Source organism: Roseitalea sp. MMSF_3546, from assembly GCF_030732865.1.
In the GTDB taxonomy this organism is placed as follows: domain Bacteria; phylum Pseudomonadota; class Alphaproteobacteria; order Rhizobiales; family Rhizobiaceae; genus Roseitalea.
In genome coordinates this window covers 1-23,628 of the sequence record NZ_JASHKB010000016.1, presented here as the reverse complement: position 1 = coordinate 23,628, position 23,628 = coordinate 1, and the positions used below count along the sequence as shown (strand labels likewise).

The 23,628-nt window shown below is 66.7% G+C and carries 25 protein-coding genes; 16 read left to right on the top strand and 9 right to left on the bottom strand.

Features of this window, described 5'->3' with window-relative positions; genetic code table 11:
- Positions 1-55: 55 nt before the first annotated feature.
- The 8 genes from RBB34_RS13205 (at position 56) to RBB34_RS13170 (ending at position 5,555) form a co-directional block, all read left to right on the top strand.
- Positions 56-571, top strand: a complete 516-nt coding sequence (locus tag RBB34_RS13205) for a host attachment family protein (protein ID WP_306119695.1) — start codon at positions 56-58, stop codon at positions 569-571.
- On the top strand, positions 568-1,071 hold the full coding sequence (locus RBB34_RS13200; protein ID WP_306119694.1) for an urease accessory protein UreE: 504 nt from the start codon (positions 568-570) through the stop codon (positions 1,069-1,071). Before RBB34_RS13205 ends, RBB34_RS13200 begins: the two co-directional genes overlap by 4 nt.
- Positions 1,072-1,119: 48 nt before the next feature.
- Positions 1,120-1,401 (top strand): YrhK family protein, encoded by a 282-nt coding sequence (locus tag RBB34_RS13195; protein WP_306119693.1) that lies wholly within the window; start codon positions 1,120-1,122, stop codon positions 1,399-1,401.
- On the top strand, positions 1,398-2,060 hold the full coding sequence (locus RBB34_RS13190) for an urease accessory UreF family protein (RefSeq protein ID WP_306119692.1): 663 nt from the start codon (positions 1,398-1,400) through the stop codon (positions 2,058-2,060). The genes RBB34_RS13195 and RBB34_RS13190 overlap by 4 nt, the downstream gene beginning before the upstream one ends.
- Positions 2,057-2,671 carry an urease accessory protein UreG gene (ureG, locus tag RBB34_RS13185; protein WP_306119691.1) on the top strand — a complete coding sequence of 205 codons (615 nt, stop codon included), beginning with the start codon at positions 2,057-2,059 and terminating at the stop codon, positions 2,669-2,671. Before RBB34_RS13190 ends, ureG begins: the two co-directional genes overlap by 4 nt.
- 110 nt (positions 2,672-2,781) lie before the next feature.
- Positions 2,782-3,789, top strand: coding sequence for an ABC transporter substrate-binding protein (locus RBB34_RS13180; protein ID WP_306119690.1), 1,008 nt, complete (start codon positions 2,782-2,784; stop codon positions 3,787-3,789).
- A gap of 126 nt (positions 3,790-3,915) precedes the next feature.
- Positions 3,916-4,686: an ABC transporter ATP-binding protein gene (locus RBB34_RS13175; RefSeq protein ID WP_306119753.1), complete on the top strand. Its 771-nt coding sequence runs from the start codon at positions 3,916-3,918 to the stop codon at positions 4,684-4,686.
- A complete protein-coding gene (locus RBB34_RS13170; RefSeq protein ID WP_306119689.1) occupies positions 4,683-5,555 on the top strand; it encodes an ABC transporter permease in 873 nt (290 codons plus the stop codon). Before RBB34_RS13175 ends, RBB34_RS13170 begins: the two co-directional genes overlap by 4 nt.
- 19 nt (positions 5,556-5,574) lie before the next feature.
- Here the strand turns inward: RBB34_RS13170 and RBB34_RS13165 are convergent, their stop codons facing one another.
- The 7 genes from RBB34_RS13165 to rirA all read right to left on the bottom strand — a co-directional run bounded on the left by RBB34_RS13165 (position 5,575) and on the right by rirA (position 10,530).
- The gene (locus tag RBB34_RS13165) at positions 5,575-5,865 is read right to left on the bottom strand and encodes a hypothetical protein (protein WP_306119688.1); all 291 of its coding nucleotides are present in this window, start codon (positions 5,863-5,865) and stop codon (positions 5,575-5,577) included.
- Positions 5,865-6,368, bottom strand: coding sequence for a helix-turn-helix transcriptional regulator (locus RBB34_RS13160; RefSeq protein ID WP_306119687.1), 504 nt, complete (start codon positions 6,366-6,368; stop codon positions 5,865-5,867). Before RBB34_RS13160 ends, RBB34_RS13165 begins: the two co-directional genes overlap by 1 nt.
- Positions 6,358-6,711: a hypothetical protein gene (locus tag RBB34_RS13155; protein WP_306119686.1), complete on the bottom strand. Its 354-nt coding sequence runs from the start codon at positions 6,709-6,711 to the stop codon at positions 6,358-6,360. Before RBB34_RS13155 ends, RBB34_RS13160 begins: the two co-directional genes overlap by 11 nt.
- A gap of 41 nt (positions 6,712-6,752) precedes the next feature.
- Positions 6,753-7,619: an MBL fold metallo-hydrolase gene (locus RBB34_RS13150; protein WP_306119685.1), complete on the bottom strand. Its 867-nt coding sequence runs from the start codon at positions 7,617-7,619 to the stop codon at positions 6,753-6,755.
- Positions 7,616-9,112 carry a glycerol kinase GlpK gene (gene glpK, locus RBB34_RS13145; protein WP_306119752.1) on the bottom strand — a complete coding sequence of 499 codons (1,497 nt, stop codon included), beginning with the start codon at positions 9,110-9,112 and terminating at the stop codon, positions 7,616-7,618. Before glpK ends, RBB34_RS13150 begins: the two co-directional genes overlap by 4 nt.
- A 172-nt stretch (positions 9,113-9,284) precedes the next feature.
- Entirely contained in the window at positions 9,285-9,956 is a 672-nt protein-coding gene (locus RBB34_RS13140) for an MIP/aquaporin family protein (protein ID WP_306119684.1), read from the bottom strand.
- A gap of 103 nt (positions 9,957-10,059) precedes the next feature.
- Positions 10,060-10,530: an iron-responsive transcriptional regulator RirA gene (gene rirA, locus RBB34_RS13135; protein ID WP_306119683.1), complete on the bottom strand. Its 471-nt coding sequence runs from the start codon at positions 10,528-10,530 to the stop codon at positions 10,060-10,062.
- A 150-nt stretch (positions 10,531-10,680) separates the two neighbouring features.
- Between rirA and RBB34_RS13130 the strand changes: the two genes are divergently transcribed.
- Positions 10,681-11,709, top strand: a complete 1,029-nt coding sequence (locus tag RBB34_RS13130) for an extracellular solute-binding protein (RefSeq protein ID WP_306119682.1) — start codon at positions 10,681-10,683, stop codon at positions 11,707-11,709.
- 170 nt (positions 11,710-11,879) lie between these two features.
- On the opposite strand, the gene RBB34_RS13125 is transcribed toward RBB34_RS13130, so the two are convergent.
- Positions 11,880-13,577, bottom strand: coding sequence for an iron ABC transporter permease (locus tag RBB34_RS13125; RefSeq protein WP_306119681.1), 1,698 nt, complete (start codon positions 13,575-13,577; stop codon positions 11,880-11,882).
- A gap of 199 nt (positions 13,578-13,776) precedes the next feature.
- Between RBB34_RS13125 and RBB34_RS13120 the strand changes: the two genes are divergently transcribed.
- Positions 13,777-14,304, top strand: coding sequence for a TRAP transporter small permease subunit (locus RBB34_RS13120; RefSeq protein ID WP_306119680.1), 528 nt, complete (start codon positions 13,777-13,779; stop codon positions 14,302-14,304).
- The gene (locus RBB34_RS13115) at positions 14,301-15,626 is read left to right on the top strand and encodes a TRAP transporter large permease (protein ID WP_306119679.1); all 1,326 of its coding nucleotides are present in this window, start codon (positions 14,301-14,303) and stop codon (positions 15,624-15,626) included. Before RBB34_RS13120 ends, RBB34_RS13115 begins: the two co-directional genes overlap by 4 nt.
- 17 nt (positions 15,627-15,643) lie before the next feature.
- Here RBB34_RS13115 and RBB34_RS13110 read toward each other — a convergent pair whose 3' ends face one another.
- Positions 15,644-16,351: a DUF1045 domain-containing protein gene (locus RBB34_RS13110; protein ID WP_306119678.1), complete on the bottom strand. Its 708-nt coding sequence runs from the start codon at positions 16,349-16,351 to the stop codon at positions 15,644-15,646.
- Positions 16,352-16,851: 500 nt separating this feature from the next.
- Here RBB34_RS13110 and RBB34_RS13105 point away from each other — a divergent pair, with 500 nt between their 5' ends.
- The 5 genes from RBB34_RS13105 (at position 16,852) to RBB34_RS13085 (ending at position 23,451) form a co-directional block, all read left to right on the top strand.
- Positions 16,852-17,112, top strand: coding sequence for a DUF4212 domain-containing protein (locus RBB34_RS13105; RefSeq protein WP_306119677.1), 261 nt, complete (start codon positions 16,852-16,854; stop codon positions 17,110-17,112).
- 27 nt (positions 17,113-17,139) lie between these two features.
- Complete coding sequence (locus tag RBB34_RS13100; RefSeq protein WP_306119676.1) at positions 17,140-18,930, top strand: sodium:solute symporter family protein; 1,791 nt, start codon at positions 17,140-17,142, stop codon at positions 18,928-18,930.
- A gap of 107 nt (positions 18,931-19,037) precedes the next feature.
- Positions 19,038-20,543 (top strand): DUF294 nucleotidyltransferase-like domain-containing protein, encoded by a 1,506-nt coding sequence (locus RBB34_RS13095; protein ID WP_306119675.1) that lies wholly within the window; start codon positions 19,038-19,040, stop codon positions 20,541-20,543.
- A 153-nt stretch (positions 20,544-20,696) separates the two neighbouring features.
- Positions 20,697-21,239, top strand: a complete 543-nt coding sequence (locus tag RBB34_RS13090) for a hypothetical protein (protein WP_306119674.1) — start codon at positions 20,697-20,699, stop codon at positions 21,237-21,239.
- 130 nt (positions 21,240-21,369) lie between these two features.
- Positions 21,370-23,451, top strand: coding sequence for a 3'-5' exonuclease (locus RBB34_RS13085; RefSeq protein ID WP_306119673.1), 2,082 nt, complete (start codon positions 21,370-21,372; stop codon positions 23,449-23,451).
- Positions 23,452-23,628: the final 177 nt, after the last annotated feature.

Genomic DNA, 23,628 nt, shown 5'->3' with positions numbered 1-23,628 from the left:
ACGGCCGGCCGCCACCGGCGACCGGACGTCCGGGGCAAACCAATGGAGTGAAACCGTGACCGAAAACAACATCGCACTCAGCCATGACGGATGGGTCGTTGTCGCCGACGGCGAAAAGGCGCTCTTCTTGCGCAATGAAGGCGACGAGAAGTTTCCCAATCTCGAGGTGTTCCGCGAGGACGAGCAGCGCAATCCGCCCACGCGCGAACAGGGCACCGACACGCCCGGCCGCTTCAATGACGGCGGCACCGGCTCGCGCGCCATGCCGGCCGGGGCGGGGCATGGTCATCGCAGCGCGGTGGACGAAACCGACTGGCACCGCCTCGAAAAGGATCGCTTTGCCAGGGACATCGCCGACCGGCTGTACAAATACGCCCATGCCGGGCGCTTCAGGGCGCTGGTCCTTGCGGCCGCGCCGCATGTGCTCGGCGAGATCCGCAAGGCGCTGCATCCCGAGGTCGCCGACCGGATCATCGCCGAAGTGGACAAGGACCTGACCAACCACGCCGTCGACAAGATCGAAAAGCTGCTGCTTCATTCCGAGGGCCAGCAGGCGGGCCGTCACAGGTGAGCGGGCCGGTTGCCGCAACCGTGGTGCGGCCGGCCGAGGCGCCGGTCGACACCATCACGCTCGACGAATCCGCGCGCCATCGCCGCCGCATCCGTCTGACATCGGATGGCGGCATCGATTTCGTGTTGTCGCTGCCCCAGGCGCGGCTGCTGCGCCATGGCGACGGTCTGGTGCTCGACGATGGCCGGGTGATCGCGGTGCGCGCCGCACCCGAGCCGCTCATGCAAGTGCGCGGGCGCGACGGTCGTCACCTGCTGGCGCTCGCCTGGCAGATCGGCAACCGGCACCTTGCCGCCCAGATCGAAGCCGATCGGATCGTGGTCCGGCGCGACCATGTCATCGCCGACATGCTCACCGGTCTCGGTGCGACGGTCACCGAGATCGACGAACCCTTCGACCCCGAGGGCGGGGCCTATGGCGACGCCCATGCCGGCCATCACCACCACGGCAGCCACCATCACGATGAGGACAAAGCGCCACGAAACCCCGATGGCGGTTGACGCATTCTCCGGCTGTCGGATCGGACGCGACGACCAACGGAGTTCATCATGGCGCTTTTCGCACCGGGCAACCGCAACAAGTCCTCCCGCCACAAGAAGATCTATGCAGCCTATGAAATGGCGTTCACCGCGGTCGACTTCACGGCCGCCTTTTCCTTCATCGTCGGCTCGTTTCTGTTCTTCTTTCCCGAGTATGAGACCGCCGCCATCTGGTTTTTCGTCGCCGGATCGGTATTCTTCGCCCTCAAGCCCACCATCCGGCTTGCCCGCGAAATCCACTACATCGCCCTTGGCGAAATCGATGACGTTGCCGAAAAACTGACGATATGAATGACCAGACCCGCAGCCTGATCCGCCTGATGAGCTGGCTGTCGCCGGTCTTTCCGACCGGCGGCTTTGCCTATTCGGCCGGCCTCGAACAGGCCGTCGCGGACGGCACGGTGCGCCGCGGCGACGATCTTCACCGATGGATCGCCGATGCCATGGTTCATGGCACGCTGTGGAACGATGCGGTGCTTCTGGCCGAAGCCCATCGCGGTGCCGGGAACGCCGGCCGCATCGCCGAACTGTCGGCGCTGTGCCTTGCGCTGGCCAGTTCGGCCGAGCGCCATCGCGAGGCGCGCGACCAGGGCGCGGCCTTTCTCGATGCCGCCGCCCACTGGTTCGGCGCGGGCGCCCTGCCCCCGCGCGAAACGCCGCTGCCCGTCGCCGTCGGCGTTGTGACCGGGCGGGCGCGTATCGAAGCCGACAAGGCGCTGGCCGCCTGGCTGAACACGTTTGCCACCAACCAGCTTCAATGCGCGATCCGGCTTTCGGTCATCGGCCAGTCGGGCGCCGCCGCGATCCTGGCCCGGATCGAGCCGGTCGTCGCACAATGCGCCCGACAAGCCGCCGCCGCCACGCTCGACGATCTTGGCGCAAGCGCGTTTGGCGCCGATATTGCTTGCCAGCGCCACCAGATGCTTCAGCCCAGACTGTTCATGTCATGACCCATGCAAACGGCCCCTTGCGCGTCGGGATCGGCGGCCCCGTCGGCTCCGGCAAGACCACGCTCACCGCCCGCCTGTGCGAGGCGATGCGCGAGACCCACTCCGTCGCCGTGATCACCAACGACATCTATACCCGCGAGGACGCCGAGGCGCTGACGCGCATGCAGGCCCTGCCCGCCGACCGCGTCATGGGCGTCGAGACCGGCGGCTGCCCGCACACCGCCATCAGGGAAGACGCCTCGATCAATCTGCGCGCCATCGAGCAGATGACCGAACGCCATCCCGGCCTCGACGTGATCTTCATCGAATCGGGCGGCGACAATCTGGCCGCCACCTTCTCGCCCGATCTTGCCGATCTGTCGCTTTACGTCATCTCGGTATGTCAGGGCGGCGACATTCCGCGCAAAGGCGGGCCGGCCATCACCCGCTCGGATCTTCTGATCGTCAACAAGGCCGATCTGGCGCCCCATGTCGGGGTCGACCTCGAACGGATGGATGCCGATGCGCGCGCCAACCGCGCGGGCCGGCCGCACCTGTTCACCGATCTCAGGTCCGGCCAGGGCATTGAAGAGATTGTCGCCTTTTTGATCGATCGGGGCGGCCTCGCCTGAGCAGTTGCCCATAAAATATGCGCGCGGTGTTTTGCGCTTGATATTTGTGCAGGCCCTGATGCACTGTCTTCGGCAAGCCGCGCCAGGCGGCCGAGACAGGGAGATCACACATGCGCAAATTCCTTGCAGCACTGGCGGTGCTCGCCGTCGCAGCCGTCCCGGCGGCGGCGCAGACCGACGTCAAGTTCACGCTCGACTGGAAGTTCGAGGCCCCCTCGGCGCCCTTCTTCATCGCGCTCGACGAGGGCTATTTCGAAGAGGAAGGCCTGAACGTGACCATCGACTCCGGCGCGGGCAGCCGCGAGAGCATTCCGCGCGTGGCCACCGGCGCCTATGACATGGGCTTTGGCGACATCAACGCGCTGATCAAGTTCCTGGAGGAAAACCCCGAGCAGAAGGTCACCGCGGTGATGATGGCCTATGAGCGCCCGCCCTTCGCCGTCATCGGCCTGAAGAGCCAGGGCATCACCGAAGACCCCAAATCGCTGGAGGGCAAGACGCTGGGCGCCCCGCCGCCCGACGCCGCCTTCGGCCAGTGGCCCGCCTTCGTCGAGGCGGCCGGCATCGACACCTCCGACATCACCATCGAAAATGTCGGCTTCCCCGTGCGCGAGCCGATGCTGGCCCAGGGCCAGGTCGATGCGATTTTCGGCTTTTCCTTTTCCTCGGTCATCAATCTGAAGGCGCAGGGCGTGCCCGACGAGGACATCGTGCCGATCATGATGGGCGAGAACGGGCTCGACCTTTACGGCAACGTGGTCATGGTCAATCCCGTTTTCGCCGCCGACAATCCCGAGGCGGTCAGCGGCTTCATCCGCGCGCTGATCAAGGGCTATCGCGACACCGTCGCCGACCCGGCAGGTGCCATGGATTACGTGCTCAAGCGCAACGGCGTGCTCGACAAGGATGTCGAGATCGACCGCATCAACATGGCGATCGAGCAGTCGATCCTCACCCCGGCGGTCATGGAGAACGGGTTCGGCGGCATCGACATGGAAAAGCTCGGCGAGACGATGGACTGGCTCGCCATCTCCATGGACGTGCAGGACCCGCCCGCGCCCGAGGATGTGTTCGACCCCTCCTTCCTGCCGCCCGCCGAGGAACGCATGCTGCAGTGACACGCGGCCTGCAATGAAACGCGCGCGCCGGAGGTGGACAAGACCCGCCTCCGGCGTTTGACTGGCAACGGGCAGCAGGGGACCGGCGATGTGAGCAACCATCTCGTCACCATCGACGATGTCGACATGCGCTATGGCGGCCCGGCCGGTACGCTCGCCGTCTCCGGCCTTTCGCTGCATGTCGACAAGGGCGAGTTCACGGCCGTCGTCGGCCCGTCCGGCTGCGGCAAATCCACGCTGATGAAGCTGGTCACCGGCCTGCACATTCCCCAGCAGGGCGTCATCACCGTGGCCGGCAGGCAGGTCACCGAGCCGGTTTCCATCGTCGGCATGGCCTTCCAGAACCCCACGCTCCTGCCCTGGCGCACCACGCTCGACAACATCCTTCTGCCGCTAGAGATCGTGCAGAGGCATCGCCGGCGCCTGCGCGCCAACAGGGCCGAATATGTCGAAAGGGCAGAGCACCTGCTCGAGACGGTGGGCCTGAAGGGCTTCGGCGACAAATATCCGTGGGAGCTCTCCGGCGGCATGCAGCAGCGGGCGAACCTGTGCCGCGCGCTGATCCACGAGCCCGACCTGCTGATGCTGGACGAGCCCTTCGGCGCGCTCGACGCGTTCACGCGCGAGGAACTGTGGTGCGTGATCCGCGACCTGCACCACGAGACCGACGTGACGATCCAGCTCGTCACCCACGATCTGCGCGAGGCGGTGTTCCTGGCCGACCGCATCTTCGTCATGAGCGCCCGCCCCGGACGCATCATCGAGACCCACGCCGTGCCGTTCGAGCGCCCGCGCGATCTCGAAGTGATGTATACGCCCGAATTCACCGACCTGGTGCACGAGCTGCGCGGCCTGATCGCCGCCGCCCGCACCGAACAACTCGAGGCCGCCCAATGAGCGCCGAACCGACCGGGGCCGACACCGCCAGCAAGCCGGCCGAAGCCCGGCGGGTGGAAGCGCGCCAGCACGGCGAGGCGCAGCGCGCGGCGAAACGCCGGCCTTTCCCCTGGGTGAAGGCGGCGCCCTGGCTCTACACGATCGCCCTGTTTGCGATCTGGGAAGGCAGCGTGCGGCTGTTCACGGTGCCGCAATATGTGCTGCCCGCGCCGACGGTCATCCTGGGCGCGATCATCGACTACTGGCCGACGATCTGGACCAATTCGGTGCAGACGCTCTACACCACCGTCGTCGGCTTCCTGATGGCGGTGGCGGGCGGGCTGGCGCTCGGCCTGCTGGTGGGCTGGTCGCGCTTCATCTATGCCGGGCTCTATCCGCTGATGATCGGCTTCAACGCGATCCCCAAGGTGGCCGTGGTGCCGATCCTCGTCATCTGGTTCGGCATTGGCGACGTGCCGGCGATCCTGACCGCCTTCCTGATCGCCTTCTTCCCGATCGTCGTCAATGTCGCCACGGGCCTTGCGACGATCGAGCCGGAGATGGAGGACGTGCTGCGCGCGCTCGGCGCCAAGAAGCTCGACGTCATGCTCAAGGTCGGCATTCCGCGCTCGATGCCCTATTTCTTCGGCTCGCTGAAGATCGCGATCACGCTCGCCTTCGTCGGCTCGGTGATCTCCGAGACGATCGCGGCCAATGCGGGCCTTGGCCACATGATGCTGGCCGCCCAGAGCCAGTTCAACGTGCCGCTGGTCTTCGCCGGCCTGATCATGCTGGCGGTCGAAGGCATTGCCATGTACGCGCTGATGGCGTGGATCGAAAAGCGCACCACCGGCTGGGCGCACCGCTCGGGCATGGCGCAGGGGAACTGAGCGGGACGAGCTCCGGTCGCTAACCCGAAAGGCCGTATGACACCGCCAGCAGCAGCGCTCCGATTGCCATCAGAAGCGTGTCCTGTGCCGAGAAGCTGTTGCGCTCGCGATCGTATCCGTTGGCGATCGCCTCGCCGAGCCGGGCGAAGCGCCGGGCCATGGTATCCGGGACCGCCTGTCCATCCGGACGCAAAGGCGCCTCACGGTTGCGCGTTCGCTTGATCCTGAGACGAGAAAGCTGATCTCTGAATGGTGGCACGAACAGGCAGAGCGACCCGATCAGTCCCGACAAGGCCGATGCGTCCAGCATCACGGACGCTCCATCATGTCCTTCGCCGCCGGCGCGGCGGCATTCAGGGCGAAGACGTCGGCCGGATCGAGTCCGATCGCCATCGCATAGCGAAGCAGCGTCTCAAGGCCGACATCGACGGACCCCGATTCCAGTCGCGAAACGGCCGACTGGGAGGTCTGCATCGCCCGTGCGACCGCCACCTGGCTGATCTCGCGGCGGGCCCGCTCCTGTGCCAGCGCGCCAATGATCGAGCGCGCGCCCTGCTCGGCGCGTTCGCGCACCGCTTGTGCTTCGGCCACTTGAGGAAAACGGTCGTCGAGCGTCGTCAAATAATCGCGCAGACGGGACCGTCCGGCGGCATCAGCGCTCGGACGTGCACGGACGGGCCGGTCGTCTTGCCGTTCGATGGCATGTTCGGTCGTCAGCTTGGCCATGGCCTCACATATATCACATTCGATATGCCTCTCAAAGTCCCGTCGAGCAAATGCGCCGAAACCAAACGACGATGCATCAAATCCCAAGCTCGCGCTCGATCATCAGGATGATCCTGCCAACGGCTTCATCGACCGCATGGACCGAAGAAAGATCAAACGAGAGCACGCTGAACCGGACGGCGATACCACGACGGTCGACATGCAGCAGAATACCGGTACCATCCGTCTTCGCCAGCAAATGGCGCCGCGGCACGAGATAGACGCTGACCGATTCGTCACCACGCAAATATTCCGTTCTAATTTCGCCGCCGTTCATCAGATCGGCGAGGCAGGCGCGCAGTTGATCGGCAATGACAGGCTGATCATAGGCGAGCCGATCGAACCAATCCGTGAATTCGGAAAAGAGTTCATCGTCGAAATCAATGAGCATTACCAAGCCCGTCCCTGGCGAAGAGCCGAGTCTTAGCTGCTTCAAATCCCGATCACCACCCCGTCTTCGCCCACATGCAGCAGGCCTTCATAGCCGCCGGCGCGCACCGCGCGTTCCCAGTCACCACTGCCGATCGCCGGATCGTCGACCGGAATCAGATGGTTGAGCGCCAGCGCCTTGACGTCCGCTCTTGCCGCCAGCCGGCCGACGTCACGCGCCTCGGTGTGGCTGGCGCGCAGATGCTGCCCGAGCCGGTCTCCATTGCCCACGCGCGCCACCAGCCGGTCGATGCCCTCGCCGATCATCGCCTCGTGTATGAGCAGGTCCGCGCCGCGCGCGAAGTCGGCAAGGCTGTCGAACGGCGCCGTATCGCCGGACAGCACCACCACCTTGCCGCCGGCCGCCAGTTTCAGCGCATAGCTCTCGGTGATCGGCGGATGCCGGTTCAGCAGCCCGGAAACGCGAACATCGCCGATCCGTGCGAAAAGCCCCTCGTCCATCGCCTCCAGGCGAACCAGCGCGGCAAGGTCCGGCCGGCCTTCATCGGCCATGCGGGTGGTGATGTCGAAGGCCATGGATTCAACAAAGGCCTGCCAGCAGGCGGCGAGCCCGACCGGGCCGAACACGGCCACGGGCCTCTTCAGCCCGGCCGTCCAGGCGGTGTGCATGAGCGGGCCGAATTCCAGATAGTGATCGGAATGCAGATGCGTGACGATGACCGCGGCCAGATCGCGCAGGGCCATGCCCGCATCGACCAGCCCGCGCGTGACCCCCAGGCCGCAGTCGATGACGACACTCTGCCCGCCAAGCCGCACCAGCGTCGACGTTGGCATGCGCGGCACACCCGGATAGATCGCCGGCCCGCCCTTGGAGCCGATCAGGGTGACGCTGTTGGCCGGCGCGCTCACCGCCGGGTCAGCGTGCGCGAGACCGCATCGCGCCAGCCTGCCAGCTTGCGCGCGCGCGTCGCTTCGTCCATCTGCGGCGTGAACCTGCGGTCGCGCGCCCAGGTGGCGGCAAAGCCCTCCCGGTCGGGCCAGACGCCCGCCCGGCTGCCGGCGAGCCAAGCCACGCCCAGCGCCGTGGTCTCCAGCATCATCGGCCGGTCGACGGGCGCGTCGAGCAGGTCGGCGAGACGCTGCATCGTCCAGTCCGAGGCGACCATGCCGCCATCGACGCGCAGCGTTGTCTCGGCGCCTTCCGCCTCCGGCCAGTCGCCGTGCATGGCCTCGACCAGATCGCATGTCTGATAGCAGACCGCTTCCAGAGTGGCCGCCGCGATCTCCTCGGCCCCGGTGGCCCGCGTCAGCCCGAACATCGCCCCGCGCGCCTCGGCATCCCAGTGCGGCGCGCCCAGACCGACAAAGGCCGGCACCAGATAGACATCCTGCTCGGGATCGGCCCTGACCGCCAGTTCGCCGCTCTGGGCGGCGTTGTCGACGAGCCTGAGTTCGTCGCGCAGCCACTGCACCGTGGCGCCGGCCATGAAGATCGAGCCCTCCAGCGCATAGGTGGTCTCGCCATCGAGCCGGTAGGCGATGGTCGTCAGAAGCCGGTTCTTGGAGGGCACCCGGTCGGGCCCGGTGTTCAGAAGCGCGAAACAGCCCGTGCCGTAGGTCGACTTGACCATGCCGGGCGAAAAGCAGGCATTGCCGATCGTCGCCGCCTGCTGGTCGCCGGCGACCCCGTAGATCGGGATCTGCGCACCCAGTATGTCGGCCCGCGCCATGCCGAAATCGGCGGCGCAGTCGAGCACCTGCGGCAGCATGAGCGATGGCACGCCAAAAAGCGCGAGCAAGTCCTCGTCCCAGCGGTTCTCGGCGATATTGTACATCAGCGTGCGCGCCGCATTGGTCGCATCGGTGACATGACGCGCCCCGCCCGTCAGCCGCCAGATCAGGAAGCTGTCGATCGTGCCGAAGACGACCTCGCCCGCTTCGGCGCGCGCGCGCAGACCGTCGATGGTGTCGAGCATCCACTTGACCTTGGTGCCCGAGAAATACGGGTCGAGCAGAAGGCCGGTTTTCGCAGTGAATTCAGGCTCATGGCCCTCTTGCTTGAATCGGTCGCACAGCGCCGACGTGCGCCGGTCCTGCCACACGATCGCCTTGCCGACGGGCTCGCCCGTCCTCCGGTCCCACATCGCCACCGTCTCGCGCTGGTTGGTGATGCCGATCGCGGCGATATCCGATGGCGCGATCCCGGCATCGGCGATCGCGCCCTTGCAGGTCTCGACAACGGTGCGCCAGATGTCCTCAAGGTCGTGCTCGACCCAGCCCGAGCGCGGAAAATGCTGCGGAAACTCCTGCTGGTCGATGCCGGCGATCGTCTGGTCCTTGGCAAACACGATCGCCCGCGACGATGTCGTGCCCTGATCGATGGCGAGAACGAAGTCGCCCATCTCCTCCCCCCTGTGCTCACGCCCTTTGTCCATGCGCTTTGTTCATGCCCTTTGTTCATGCCCTTGGGCGGCCGTGCGGCGCCGATGCCAAAGCGCTTTGGGCTTGCTATCATCAATCGCAGATCGCGTGCAAAGGCCGTGTGACGGCGGCCGAGGCCGCGCGCCGTGTCTCCTATGCGCGTTCGGCGCGCTCGTCGAGCAGAAACCGCGCCACGGCCAGCGCGCAGACGCCGCCAGCCACCTGCATGACGACGAACATCGGCACGTCGACGGGGCGGATGCCGGCAAAGGTGTCCGACAGCCCGCGCGCCACCGTCACCGCCGGATTGGCGAACGAGGTCGAGGCGGTGAACCAGTAGGCCGCGGTGATGTAGAGCCCCACGGCCATGGCGACGGCCTGCGGTCGGCTCTTCAGCGTCACCAGGATGGTCAGCACCAGGCCGAAGGCGGCGACCCATTCGGCGAACCATTGCGCCGGCCCGGTGCGCGCGGTCTGGGAGAATTGGATCAGCGTTTCGGCAAACATCAGATGCGCCGCCCACACGCCGACAATGCCGCCGATCAGTTGTGCGGCAATGAAGGCCAGCCCGTCCCCACGGTCCAGTTCGCCGCGCAGCGCAAAGGCGATGGTGACGGCGGGGTTGAAATGGGCGCCCGAGACGGGGCCGAACATGGTGATCAGCACGACCAGGATCGCCCCTGTCGGTATCGTGTTGCCCAAAAGCGCGATGGCGACGTTTCCGTCGGCCAGGCGCTCGGCCATGATGCCCGAACCCACGACCGTGGCAAGCAGGAAGGCGGTGCCGACGAACTCGGCGCCCAGGCGCCGCGTGAGGCTGGCCATGAAGCACTCCAATATATCAATGCTTCATGATTTATTGATGTATCAGCCCGCCGTCAACCGTCGCCCCGCCTCGACGGCACGAGCGCGCGGCGCGGTCGATCGGTCATGAAGGCTGTTTTGCCCCCGTTGGCGGGCCCGCCTCGATCATCGCGACGAGATTCATCACCGCCGCGCTCGGCCGGGCCAGATCGTCGATCGTGTACTTGTCGAGCACCGCCAGGAATGCATCCAGCGCCTCGCGCAGTGCCGATGTCAGCCGGCAATTGTCGATCAGCGGACAATCGGCATCGTCGAGGTCGAAACACTCGGCCATGGTGAAATTGTCCTCGGTCAGCCGCACCACCTCGGCGAGCGTGATCTCGCTGGCCGGCCGCGCCAGCCGAATGCCGCCATTGCGGCCACGCACGGTCTGAACCACCCCGCCCTCGACCAGCGGGTGCAGGATCTTGAACAGGAACGGCTCGGAGGCACCATAGGCGCGCGAAATGTCGGCCACGCGGCTCAGCCCGTCGCCGCTGGCAGCGCAGAACATCAGGATCCGAAAGGCGTAATCGGTCTGCTTGGTCAGTTTCATGGGCCCATCCATAGCATGGAAACGGAACAGGTTGGAATCATTCCAGAAAAAACTTCCAAAAATTGTCCACTTTATGTCGCGCACGCATTGACAAAGGCAAGCCGCATCGAGAAAAACATGACCGCATCAATCAGGTTAAAGGAGTGATCCATGCCGCCCCTCAAATCCCTCACGGTTGCCCTGCTAGCTTCGGCCATGGTGGTACCGGCCGGCTCGGTCGCCTTCGCCGATGGCGAGTTGAACCTTTATTCCTCGCGCCACTATGACACCGACGAACGGCTCTATTCCGATTTCGAGGAGATGACCGGCATCACCATCAACCGCATCGAGGGCAATGCGGACGAACTGCTCGCCCGCATGGAGGCCGAGGGCGCCAACTCGCCTGCCGACGTGCTGCTGACGGTCGACACCTCGCGCCTGGAACGCGCCAAGGACATGGGCCTTCTGCAGTCGATCGAGTCCGATGTGCTGGAGCGGCGCATACCGTCCTATCTGCAGGACGAGGACAACCAGTGGTTCGGCTTTTCCCAGCGCGCCCGCATCCTGTTCTACGACAAGAACGATGTCGAGAACCCGCCCCAGACCTATGCCGACCTGGCCGATGACGCCTATGAGGGCATGGTCTGCATCCGCTCGGGCACCAACGTCTATTCGCAGACCATTCTCGCCGCCATCATCGAGCACGAGGGCGAGGAAGCGGCGCGGCAATGGGCGCAGGATGTCGTCGACAACTTCGCCCGCGACCCGCAGGGCGGCGACACCGATCAGCTCCGCGGCATCGTTTCGGGCGAGTGCGACATCGCCATGTCGAACACCTATTATTTCGGCCGTGCCATCCGCAAGGATGTCGAGGGACTGTCGGATTCGCTCGACATGATCGGCTGGGTCTTCCCCAACCAGGACAGCTATGGTGCCCACATGAACCTGTCCGGCGGCGGTGTGGCGGCGAACGCGCCCAACCGCGAGAACGCGATCCGCTTCCTTGAATATCTGGCATCCGACCAGGCGCAGGAGTACTTCTCCGCCGGCAATGACGAGTATCCCGCCGTGCCGGGCGTCGCCCTGTCGCCCTCGGTTGCCGAACTCGGTTTCTTCAAGCCCGACGATGTCGATCTGTCCGAGGTGGCAAAGCATGTCGCCACCGCGCAGCAGATCTTCAACGAGGTCGGCTGGGAGTAACGGTCCTCCGGATGGCCGGTTTCTCCCCGAGGCCGGTCTGTCCTCGCTGCCCGCACGTGCTTCGGCCGTGCGGGCCTTTTTTGCTTGTGGGCTTCCGTCCAGGCCGCAGCCCTTGACCCCCTTCATCCCCGACTTGCAAGCGGGGGAGGAAGGGTGGGGTCAACCTTGCCTCACATCGCCCTTTGCTCTTCGGGTTCGGGCGCCGCGTAGGGATCGGCGAGCGCGGCGGGAAGCTCCGAGTGGTGGCGCGGGCGCTCCCTTGCGATCGTCCGGCACAGGATGATCACCGGCAAGAGCCCGAAGCCGACGATGATCAGGGACGGCACGGCCGCCTGCGCCAGCCGCTCGTCCGAGGCCAGCCGGTAGGCCTGCACGGCGAGCGTGTCGAAGTTGAACGGCCGCAGGATCAGCGTCGCCGGCAACTCTTTCATCACGTCGACGAAGACGATCAGGAACCCGGTCAGCAGCGAGGCGCGCATCAGCGGCAGATGCACGCGCCACAGCATGCGCCCGGTCGAAGCGCCCAGCGTGCGCGCGACCGCGTCCACGCTCGGCTTGATCTGGCTCATGCCGGTGTCGAAGGACGACAGCGCCACCGCCATGAACCGCACCATATAGGCAAACACCAGCACCGCGATCGAACCGGTCAGCAGCAGGCCCGTGGAGACGTCGAAGCGTGCGCGCATGAAAGCGTCCAGCGCATTGTCGAAGGCGGCGAACGGCACCAGCACGCCGACCGCGATCACCCCGCCGGGGATCGCATATCCCATGCCGGCGACCGTCTTGGCCGTGTTGGCGAGCCGGCCGGGGCTGAGCCGGACGAAATAGCCCACCAGCACCGCCGCCGCCACGGTGACCACCGCGGCGACGAAGGACACCGACAGCGAATTGCGCACAAAGCCGATATAGCGCTCGGTGAAGGGCGACTGGCCCGAGGTGACCGCCATGTCGAACAAGACCGCGAGCGGAACCGCGAAACCGGCCAGCACGGGCACCGCGCACAGGGCGATCGCCCCGGCCGCCCGCCAGCCCGAAAGGAAATGCGGCGCCATCGCCTCGACCCGGCGGCCGGCCTCGTGATGCCTGCGCGCCCCGCGTTCGATGCGTTCGAGAAAGACCAGAAACAGCGCCACCAGCATCAGGCAGAAGGCAAGCTGCGCCGCAGCCGGCCGGTCGCCCATCGAGAACCAGGCCTGGTAGATGCCGGTGGCGAAGGTCTGCACGCCGAAATGGGCCACCGTGCCGAAATCGGCGACCGTCTCCATCAGCGCCAGGATCACGCCGCCGGCGATGGCCGGCCGCGCCACCGGCAGCGACACCCGGAAAAACGCGCTCCACGGCGAGTGACCCAGCGTGCGCGCGGCGAAATAGGCCGTCGGCGACTGGCGCAGGAACGCCGCCCGCGCCAGAAGGTAGACGTATGGGTAAAGCACGAAGATCAGCATCAGCGCCGCGCCGGGCAGCGACCGGATTTCCGGGAACCAGTAGTCCCGCGGCCCCCAGCCGGTCACCGCGCGCAGCGCCGTCTGCACCGCGCCCGGATGGTCGAGCAGATCGGTATAGGCATAGGCCAGCACATAGGCCGGAAAGGCGAGCGGCAGGGCGAGCAGGATCTCGAAGACGCGCCGCCCGGGGAACTGGCACAGCGTGACCAGCCAGGCCGCGCCGGTGCCGACCATGGCCGTGCCCAGACCGACCAGCACGACCAGTTGCACCGTCGCCCAGACATAGCGTGGCAGCACCGTGCCGGCCAGGCCGGCCCAGGTTTCCCAGCTTCCTCCGGCCGCCGACACGCCGACGGCGACGATCGGCAGGATGCAGAGCGCGGCGATCAGCCAGGCGAAGGCTTTCAGGGTGAAATTGTGCAACGGAACACGACCAAGCTTGCGTCGACAAAGTGGAGTATTGCAACCAGCTTTATCGGTCAACCGCAGCGGCCCAGCGCGACACGTCACGCCCTGCCCGACCGCGCACGGTCCCACATGCGACAAGCGCGCCGCCCCGATGCGCTTTGCGCGGGCGCGCACATCGGATAACCCTGCCCGCACGCCCATGCCCGGAGGACGCGTGACCCTTTATCGCCGCATCGATCGGCTCATGCATCAGATCGCCGCCGCAATGGCGCTGGCCGGCGGCGCGGTGCTGGTCGCGCTGGTTGTGATGACCACCGCCTCGGTGACGGGCCGGGCGCTCATCGTCGCCGGTCTCGGCCCGGTGCCCGGGGATTTCGAGCTGGTCGAGATGGGCACGGCTTTTGCCGTCTTCGCCTTCCTGCCCTGGTGCCAGATCACCGGCGGCCATGCGCGCGTGGAGGTCTTCACCGCGCGCCTTCCCCGGCGCGCGCGCGCCGTTCTCGATGCGGCGGCCGATCTCGCCTTCATGGCGGTGGCGGTGCTGATCACCTGGCGGCTCTGGCTGGGCCTTGCCGACAAGCGCGCCTTCGGCGAGACCACCTTCATCCTGCAATGGCCGCTATGGTGGGCCTATGCGGCGGCCTTTTTCGCATCCGTGGTCTTCGTCGCCGTCTCCATGTGGTGCGTGGTGCGCTCGTTCAGCACCCTTGCCGGCCGGCAGGCCGCCCGGCCCGCGCCATGAGCGACCTGCAGATCGGGCTGTGGTCGTTTCCGGTCCTGCTTGTGCTGATCTTCCTGCGCATGCCGATCGGCCTTGCCATGTTCCTGGTCGGGCTTGGCGGCTCCTGGCTGATCAACGCGTCGCCCGCCATGATCCTGGGCCAGCTCAAGACGCTGACCTATTCGACCTTTTCCAGCCACGCCCTGTCGATCGTTCCGCTGTTCCTGCTGATGGGGCAGTTCGCGACGCTGGGCGGAATGAGCCGCGCGCTGTTCGCCGCCGCCGAGACCTGGCTCGGCCATCGCAAGGGCGGCGTCGCCATGGCGGCCATCGGCGCCTGCGCCGGCTTCGGCGCCATTTGCGGCTCCTCGCTCGCCACCGCCGCCACCATGGGCAAGGTCGCCCTGCCCGAGCTCAAGCGCCACGGCTATTCGGGCGCACTGTCGACGGGCACGCTCGCCGCCGGCGGCACGCTGGGCATATTGATTCCGCCTTCGGTGATCCTGGTCATCTATGCGGTGCTCACCGAGCAGAACATCGCCAAGCTGTTCATCGCGGCCCTGGTGCCCGGCCTGCTGGCGGCCGTCTTCTACATGAGCGCCATCGCGCTTCATGTCCGGCTCCATCCCGACAGCCACCGCCCCCGCATGCGCGCCGGCATGGCCGAGCGCCTTGCCGTGCTGGTCGCGGTCTGGCCGGTGCTGGTGGTCTTTATCGCCGTTGTCGGCGGCATCTATCTGGGCGTCTTCACCCCGACCGAGGCGGCGGCCATCGGCGCCTTCGGCACCGGGCTGATCGCGCTGCTCAATGGCGCGCTCGGCTGGGCGAACCTCAAGGCGAGCCTGCTCGAGACCGCATCATCCACCGCCATGATCTTCTTCATCATCCTGGGCGCGGCGGTCTTCAACGGCTTTCTGGCGCTGACGCAGCTGCCGCAGGAGGCGGCCGGCTTCATCGAGTCGGCCGGCATAAGCCCCTGGCTGGTCCTCGCCCTGGTGCTCGCGGTCTATCTGGTCTTCGGCTGCGTGATGGATTCGCTGTCGATGATCCTGCTGACCGTGCCGATCGTCTTTCCGGTCCTGTCCGCGCTCGATCTGGGTCTGGGACCGGAGGAATTCGCGCTGTGGTTCGGCATTCTCGTCCTGATCGTGGTCGAGGTCGGCCTGATCACCCCGCCGGTGGGGCTGAACCTGTTCGTCATCAACAAGATGGCCGGCGACGTGCCGCTTTCGGCGACCTATCGCGGCGTCGCCATGTTCGTCGCCGCCGATCTGCTGCGCGTGGCCATCCTTGCGGCGTTTCCGGTGCTGAGCCTTTTCGCTGTGCGCGCGCTTTACGGCTAGCGGAGCTGACGCCCGCTCTAGGCCAGCGCGCGCTGTGCGGCCGGCTCGAAGCGGTGCACCGAGTGCACCTCGAACGGCGCGCCCGGTTCGCGCTCGACGAACAGCGTCAGCCGGTCGACCATCACCCCGTTATCGGGCAGCACGCCGAAATGCCGGCGCAGCGCCGTCGAGACCCGGTCGCGCTCATGCTCCTCCACATGCCCGGTCAGCGTCATGTGGAAGTGGAATGCGTCGAAGACGTACGGGTAGCCCCAATTGTAAAGATTGCGCAGTTCGGTGCGCGACATGCGCTCGGGGCGGCGGCGCTCGAGTTCGGCATCGGTCAGCGGCGCGCGGAACTTGTCCAGATTGGCCACGACCCGATTGGCCAGATCGTTCAGTCGGCCGTTTTCCTGCATCGTCACGAGCGCGAAGAACCCGCCCAGCAGCCCGATCCGCAAGCGCTCGACCGCCACCGGCCGCAGGCCCGCGCAGAACCCCTCGAGCCCGGCCAGAAGGTCGCCTTCGGTGGCGTGCTCGGCCAGCCGGAACGGCGCCTTGAGCGTGGCGTGAAATCCGTAGCGGCGCGGCGCGGCGGTATAGTAGGCCTGCGCCCCCGCCCCCAGCGCGCCGATGCCGGTCGCCGGAAGCGCAAGCCCGGAAAACGCATCGCGGCCAAGCCATTGAGCGGCGGCGACGGTCAGATCGTGATCGCGCGGCGGCGTGTAGTAGACGGCATAGCGCATGACGACGAATCACAGCCCAATTCGATTTGCGGGGCTAGCTACTTGCCCAGTGTGACAATACCGCGACTCCGACCCGTATTTCCCCGCCGCGCCGGCGGTCGGCCCGGTAATGCCGCAGGCATCGGCGAACCGATCTACGACGAACGGTGCGGGCCCAAAGTGTTAGCGGCTTCTCATACCTGGCTCAAGTCGTTCAAATTGCAGGCGAAACGACCTCCTGGCGCCAACCTGCGAAAGGCGCTTAGCAATAAGTAGTGTTGAGAAGAGACGGTCGCCTGACTGATATGCCGCCCAGCCAGCACTGTCCCGCCTTGAAGCCAATTGGGCGGCACCGTGGCGCGAGCGAAGGCGGCCACAGGCCATTTCGCGACATGACCCGGGGGTCTTGGGAGGATCCCGCATCGGCAAGAACGGGCTTCGGGCACGAAGCGCCGAGCGTGTGCCGGTGCGTGGTTTTCGGCGACCCCTTCACTTGACATTCACTTGGGGAGGTTTGGCTCATGAGTGAAAACACCGAATCGGCGGACGGTTACTGGTCGGCCAACCTGCGTCTCATCGGCGTCTGCCTGGCGATCTGGGCACTCGTCTCCTTTGGTTTCGGCATTTTGCTGCGCCCGCTGCTGTCGGGAATCAAGATCGGCGGGACCGATCTGGGATTCTGGTTCGCCCAGCAGGGTTCGATCCTCGTCTTCGTGGCGCTGATCTTCTTCTATGCGTGGCGCATGAATGCCCTCGACCGCAAGTTCGGCGTCGAAGAATAGCGGCTTGACCGCCGCAAGGATTTCATCATGGACCAATATGTACTCAACCTGATCTTCGTCGGCGCCTCGTTTGCGCTCTATATCGGCATTGCCATCTGGGCCCGTGCCGGATCGACGAGCGAGTTCTACGCCGCCGGCCGCGGCGTTCATCCCGTCACCAACGGCATGGCGACGGCGGCCGACTGGATGTCGGCGGCCTCCTTCATATCCATGGCCGGCCTGATCGCCTTTGTCGGCTATGACAACTCCACCTTTCTGATGGGCTGGACGGGCGGCTTCGTCCTGCTTGCCATGCTGCTGGCGCCCTACCTGCGCAAGTTCGGCAAGTTCACCGTGCCCGAGTTCATCGGCGACCGGTTCTACTCGCAGACGGCCCGCGTCGTCGCCGTCGTCTGCCTCATCGTCGTGTCGGTCACCTATGTCATCGGCCAGATGACCGGCGTCGGCGTCGCCTTCTCGCGCTTTCTCGAGGTCGACTACACGACCGGCCTTCTGATCGGGGCGGCCGTGGTCTTCTTCTACGCGGTCCTGGGCGGCATGAAGGGCATCACCTATACCCAGGTCGCCCAGTACTGCGTGCTGATCTCGGCCTACACGATTCCGGCCATCTTCATCTCGCTGCAACTGACGGGCAACCCGATACCGGCGATGGGCCTGTTCAGCGAGCACTCCGAATCGGCGACCCCGGTCCTGACCAAGCTCAACCAGGTCATCACCGATCTTGGCTTCGACGCCTACACCGCCCATGACGGCAACACGATCAACATGTTGCTGTTCACCATCTCGCTGATGATCGGCACGGCGGGCCTGCCGCATGTCATCATCCGCTTCTTCACGGTTCCCAAGGTGGCCGACGCACGCTGGTCGGCCGGCTGGACGCTGGTTTTCATTGCGCTGTTGTATCTCAACGCCCCGGCCGTGGGTGCCATGGCGCGCCTCAACATCACCGACACCATGTGGCCGCAGGGCGTGCAGGGCGAAGCGGTCTCGCTGGAGGCGATTCAGACCAGCCCCGACAAGGACTGGATGCGCACCTGGCAGCAGACCGGCCTGCTCGCCTGGGAGGACAAGAACGACGATGGCCGCATCCAGTACTACAACGACGCCGCACCGGAGATGGCCGAACTGGCTGCCGAGCGCGGCTGGCAGGGCAACGAGTTGACCAAGTTCGATCGCGACATTCTCGTGCTGGCCAATCCGGAGATCGCCAACCTGCCCGGCTGGGTCATCGGCCTGATCGCGGCGGGCGGGCTTGCCGCGGCCCTGTCGACGGCGGCCGGCCTGTTGCTCGCCATCTCCTCGGCGATCAGCCACGATCTGATCAAGAGCGGCATCAATCCGGGCATATCCGAGCGCAACGAACTGCTCGCCGCGCGCATCTCGATGGCGGTTGCGATCGTCGTCGCGACATGGCTTGGCCTCAACCCGCCCGGCTTTGCGGCGCAAACGGTGGCGCTCGCCTTCGGCCTGGCCGCTTCGTCGATCTTCCCGGCGCTGATGATGGGCATATTCTTCAAGCGCATCAACAATGTCGGCGCCGTCGCGGGCATGATCGCCGGCCTGAGCTTCACGCTGGTCTACATCTTCCTGCACAAGGGCTGGCTGTTCATCCCCGGCACCAACATGTTCCCCGACACGATCGAAGGCTCGATGCTGGGCATCAGGTCGACCGCCATCGGCGCGGTGGGCGCGGTCATCAACTTCGCCGTCGCGTTCGGCGTGTCGCGTGTTACGGCCGAAACGCCAAGGCATATCCAGGAACTGGTCGAAAGCGTCCGCGTGCCCAAGGGCGCCGGCGCCGCCGCCGCCGATCACTGACCGGATCGCGGGCCGCACCCGACACGGCCCGCGCCAACCCAGGGGGCCTCGCCGCGCCACGGCGGGGCCTTTTGCGCCCGCAAGCCAAATCGTGGCAGGATGATGCGATGACGACCCCGGCACACACGCTCCCCGCCCAGGCGACCCCGATACCTGCGCCGGGCGACCGGCCCTCCCCGACCGCGCCCGGGGCGGTCGACGCCACCCGCCTGGGCGATCTGATGACGCATGCGCCCATGGCCCTGCCCGAAAGCGCGTCCGCGCGCCACGCCGCCGAGCAGATGTGGCGCCGGCACATCTCCTGCACGCTGGTCACCGACGGCCACGGCCGGCTCAGCGGGATCGTCACCGCCGGCGATCTCGTCGGCTCGGTGATTGCCGGCGGCCTGCCGCCCGACACCCCGCTCGGCACGATCATGACGGCCAGCCCGCATGCGCTCGGCCCCGACGCGACCGTTGTCGACGCCATGCTGGTGATGACGGCCAATGGCATCGGCCATCTGCCTGTGACGGACGCCGCCGGCACGCCGGTCGGCATCGTCACCCGGACCGATTTGGTCCGCCACAATTCCAGTTCGCTCGTCTACATCATCGGCGATATCGAACGACGCGAGACCGTCGAGGGCCTTGCCGAGGTCGTCGGCCGCAATCCGCAACTGCTGGCCGATCTGGTCGCCGCCGGCGTCGAGGGCCAGCAGATCGGCCGCATGATGACCGCCGTGACCGACGCGGTGACCCGCCGGCTGATCGCGCTGGCGCAAGCCGAACTCGGCCCGGCCCCGGTGCCCTGGCTCTGGCTCGCCTGCGGCAGCCAGGGCCGCATGGAGCAGACAGGCACCACCGATCAGGACAACTGCCTGTTCCTTTCCGATGCCTATGACGCGGCCGCCCACGGCGCCTTTTTCGAGCGGTTCGCGCAGCTTGTCTGCGACGGGCTCGACGCCTGCGGATATGTGCGCTGCCCCGGCGACATGATGGCCACCAATCCGCGTTGGCGCCAGCCGGTGCGCGTCTGGCGTGGCTATTTCGACGGCTGGATCGAAACGCCCGATCCGATGGCCCAGATGCTGGCGAGCGTGATGTTCGACCTGCGTCCGATCGCCGGCGACGACGCGCTGTTCGGCGACATTCACCGCCAGACGCTGGAAAAGGCCGCCGCCAACTCCATCTTCCGCGCCCACATGATCGCCAATTCGCTCAAGCATACCCCGCCGCTCGGCCTGTTTGGCGGCATCTCCTATGTCCGCGACGGCGAACACAGAAAGGCGATCGATCTGAAGATGTCCGGCGTCGTGCCGATCACCGACCTGGCGCGCGCCTACGCGCTGGCCGGGCGCATCGAGGCGGTCAATACGCGCGAGCGGCTGGTTGCCGCCCGCGACATGGACGGTGTTCTTTCCAAGACCGGCGGCCAGGACATCGTCGACGCCTATGACCTGATCGTCGATCTGCGCCTTGCCCATCAGGCAGGCCAGATTCGGCGCGGACACAGGCCGGACAATTTCATGATGCCCGAGACCCTCTCGGCGCTCGAGCGCAACCATCTCAAGGACGCCTTTTCCGTCGTCAAGACGCTGCAATCGGCCGCAAGCCAGCTCAGCGCGAACAGGTAGGGAAACGATGTTGACGCGCGATTGCCTGGCCGCGCCGGCGCCCGGTGCAAAGCACGCTCCCCCCTTGTGGAGGAGATGCCCCGCAGGGACAGAGGCGGGTATCGCTGCTGTCGCGACGTCCGCCTTCGTGTCGCGGTCGACGAGGAACCGGCCATGCTGCTGACCATCGTCGGTGCGGTCGTGCTTGCCATCGCCAGCGTCGGCCTCGTCTCCATGGCCTTCCGGCTGACCGGGCGCAGAGCGCCGCGTGGCCTGCTGCCGCTGATCGCCGGCATCGCCATGTTCGGCTTCATGGCCTGGAACGAGAACTCGTGGTACGCCCGAACCGTTGCCGACCTGCCCGAAAGCCATGTCGTCGTCGCAACCGGCGAATTCTCCAACGCCATCCAGCCATGGACGCTGGTCTTCCCGCGCATCAACCGCTTCATGGTCGTCGACACCCGCACCATCGCGGCCAACGAGAACGCCCCCGGCCTGCGCCGCGCCGAGGTGATCCTCGCCCAGCGCTATACGCCCACGGTAACAACGCGCCAGTTCATCGATTGCGACAACGCACGCCGCGCCGACCATACCGAGACGACCCGGTTCGACGATCGCGGCGTTCCGCTTGTCGAGACCTGGGTCGACCTGTCCGCCGACGACCGCCTGCTCGAGGTGATCTGTACCCACCAACTGTCAGCCGCCGCCGACCGATAGGCGGCAATGCCTGATCTTCTAGGCCCAAAGACGGGCTGGCGGAGCGCGCGCCGAACCGGCACATTGCGGGCAGCAAACCCCTTACGGTCCGGCAGCGCGTCGAGCACCGCCGCCATGGGAGGCAATGGACATGTCCTGGGTGGAGCGCCTGAGCCTGCGCACCCGCATAGCCCTCTTCTTCGCGCTGATCGGAACGGTCAGCGTCGTCTTACTGACGGCCGCGATCGTCTGGCTGTCGGTGCGGCTCGAACCGGGCGCGGCCGATCATGTCGTGCTCATCGTCGGCGGTGCGGCCTTCGCCATTGTCGGCCTTGTCACCTGGGTCGCGCTCAAGTTCGACGACAATCTCGCAAGGCCGCTGACCACCATCGCAGCCGACCTGAAGACCGCCGCCCACGCCGATGGCGCCAACCTGTCGAGCCAGCGGCGGGACCAGTATCTGGGCATGCTCGCTCCCGCCGCGCGCGAGGTCACCGATGCCCTGGCCCAGGCGCGCGAGCGCACGCAGGGCGCCATCGAGGCGGCCACGGCCGACGCCGCCCGCCAGAAGGGCGAGCTCGAGGCGTTGCTGCGCGATCTGCATCAGGGCCTTGTCATCTGCACCATGGCCGGCCGCGTGACGCTCTACAACCACCGTGCCGTCGAGATCCTGCATGTCGAGGAGTTCCGCCGCGACGACCCCGGCTCCACCGATGTGATGATCGGCAGCCTGGGGCTGGGGCGCGACTTCTTCAACATCGTCGACGACCGGCCGTTTCGCGAGGCGCTCGACCTGTTCGAGGCCGGGCCCGGCGGCGCGCCCTCCGAGCGCGGCCCGGTCAGCATCGTCTTTTCGACCTGCGATGGCGCGGTGACCATGCGCGGCCATCTCTCGCCGCGCCTGAACGCGGCCGGCGACGCGCTGGCCGGCTTCGTCGTGGTTTTCGACGACATCACCGCCGAACTGACCGCCGGGCTCGAACGTGACCGCGTCCTGCGCGAGGCGATCGACGGTTTGCGCGCCGCCGGGACCGCAAGCGCCGTCCCGCCCGCCGCCGTCGCACGGGCGCTCGATCGGCTCGAGACCGCGTCTGACAACATCATCGCCTCGGCCTGGCCGATGGCCGATGTCAGCGCCGGCCGGCTGTTCGCCGGCATCCGCAAGGCCTTTGCCGGACGCCCGGTCACCGTCACCTCGAGCGGCGAGAACGTGCTCGTCCATGCCGACAGCGCAACGCTGATCGCGCTGATGCGCCATCTTGCCGGCGCGCTGGTGCGCCAGGCCGGCGCGAGCGCCCTGCACATGGAGGCGGGCGGAACCGGCCATGCCCGCACGCTGTGCCTGCGCATCGACGGCACGCCGCCGGATGCGGCCTGGCTCGAGGCTCGCCTTGCCGAGAACGCCGATCCGGACACCGCCTTCCTGTCCGCGCGCGCGATCCTGGAGCGCCACCGCGCCCGCGCCCGGCTCGACGGCAATCGGCTGATCGTCGACTTTCCGATCAATACGGCGGCGCGCATCGCCCCCGAGCGTGCGGACGCGGATCGACCCGGTCCCCGGCCGGAGTTCTACGATTTCGACCTGTTCGAGCGCGAACCGGTGGGCGACATCCTCGCCACGCCGCTGAGCGAGCTGTATTGCGTTGTCTTCGACTGCGAGATGACCGGGCTCGAGCCGCGCCGCGGCGACGAGATCGTCTCGATCGCCGGCGTGCGCGTCGTCAACGGACGCGTGCTGACCGGCGAGATCTTCGATCTTTTCGTCAATCCCGGCCGCCCGATCCCGGCCGCCTCGACGAACATCCATCACATCACCGACGCCATGGTGGCCGGCGCGCCGCCCGTGCCCGCCGCGCTCACCCGCTTTCACGCCTTTGCCCGCGATCAGGTGCTGGTCGCCCACAACGCCGCGTTCGACATGGCCTTCCTGGCCAATGGCGAGCGCGCCGCGCGCCTGCGCTTCGACAATCCCGTGCTCGACACGGTACTGCTCGCCGCCTGGCTGCAGGGCGCCGATTCCGACCTGACCCTTGACGCGCTGGCCGACCGGTTCGGCGTCGAGATCGCCCCGGAAGACCGCCATAGCGCGCGCGGCGACGCGCTCGCCACCGCGCAGGTCTTCGTCAGGCTCGTCAGGCTGCTCGAAGCCAGCGGCATCGTCACCCTGGGCGACGCGCTGCGCATTTCCGAGGCACAGACGACGATCCGCCGGCGACAGGCCGCCTACGGGTGAGCGGGCCAATAACCGCCTCGAGAATTGCCCCCACCCTTCATCCCTCCCCCGCAAGCGTGGGAGGGAGGACGTCCACATCGAGCATCCCCTGCGATCTTCGAGCCAGGCTCAAAGCGCGCGGCAACTGCGGCGATGCCGAGGTCTTCCCTCCCACGCTTGCGGGGGAGGGATGAAGGG

Bases quoted from the DNA above. Each gene is read 5' to 3' on its own strand.
- RBB34_RS13195 (WP_306119693.1), top strand. From the start codon at position 1,120: ATGGCGCTTTTCGCACCGGGCAACCGCAACAAGTCCTCCCGCCACAAG.
- RBB34_RS13190 (WP_306119692.1), top strand. From the start codon at position 1,398: ATGAATGACCAGACCCGCAGCCTGATCCGCCTGATGAGCTGGCTGTCG.
- ureG (WP_306119691.1), top strand. From the start codon at position 2,057: ATGACCCATGCAAACGGCCCCTTGCGCGTCGGGATCGGCGGCCCCGTC.
- RBB34_RS13180 (WP_306119690.1), top strand. From the start codon at position 2,782: ATGCGCAAATTCCTTGCAGCACTGGCGGTGCTCGCCGTCGCAGCCGTC.
- RBB34_RS13175 (WP_306119753.1), top strand. From the start codon at position 3,916: ATGCGCTATGGCGGCCCGGCCGGTACGCTCGCCGTCTCCGGCCTTTCG.
- RBB34_RS13170 (WP_306119689.1), top strand. From the start codon at position 4,683: ATGAGCGCCGAACCGACCGGGGCCGACACCGCCAGCAAGCCGGCCGAA.
- RBB34_RS13165 (WP_306119688.1), bottom strand. From the start codon at position 5,865: ATGCTGGACGCATCGGCCTTGTCGGGACTGATCGGGTCGCTCTGCCTG.
- RBB34_RS13155 (WP_306119686.1), bottom strand. From the start codon at position 6,711: ATGCTCATTGATTTCGACGATGAACTCTTTTCCGAATTCACGGATTGG.
- glpK (WP_306119752.1), bottom strand. From the start codon at position 9,112: ATGGGCGACTTCGTTCTCGCCATCGATCAGGGCACGACATCGTCGCGG.
- RBB34_RS13140 (WP_306119684.1), bottom strand. From the start codon at position 9,956: ATGGCCAGCCTCACGCGGCGCCTGGGCGCCGAGTTCGTCGGCACCGCC.
- rirA (WP_306119683.1), bottom strand. From the start codon at position 10,530: ATGAAACTGACCAAGCAGACCGATTACGCCTTTCGGATCCTGATGTTC.
- RBB34_RS13130 (WP_306119682.1), top strand. From the start codon at position 10,681: ATGCCGCCCCTCAAATCCCTCACGGTTGCCCTGCTAGCTTCGGCCATG.
- RBB34_RS13115 (WP_306119679.1), top strand. From the start codon at position 14,301: ATGAGCGACCTGCAGATCGGGCTGTGGTCGTTTCCGGTCCTGCTTGTG.
- RBB34_RS13110 (WP_306119678.1), bottom strand. From the start codon at position 16,351: ATGCGCTATGCCGTCTACTACACGCCGCCGCGCGATCACGATCTGACC.
- RBB34_RS13105 (WP_306119677.1), top strand. From the start codon at position 16,852: ATGAGTGAAAACACCGAATCGGCGGACGGTTACTGGTCGGCCAACCTG.
- RBB34_RS13100 (WP_306119676.1), top strand. From the start codon at position 17,140: ATGGACCAATATGTACTCAACCTGATCTTCGTCGGCGCCTCGTTTGCG.
- RBB34_RS13095 (WP_306119675.1), top strand. From the start codon at position 19,038: ATGACGACCCCGGCACACACGCTCCCCGCCCAGGCGACCCCGATACCT.
- RBB34_RS13090 (WP_306119674.1), top strand. From the start codon at position 20,697: ATGCTGCTGACCATCGTCGGTGCGGTCGTGCTTGCCATCGCCAGCGTC.
- RBB34_RS13085 (WP_306119673.1), top strand. From the start codon at position 21,370: ATGTCCTGGGTGGAGCGCCTGAGCCTGCGCACCCGCATAGCCCTCTTC.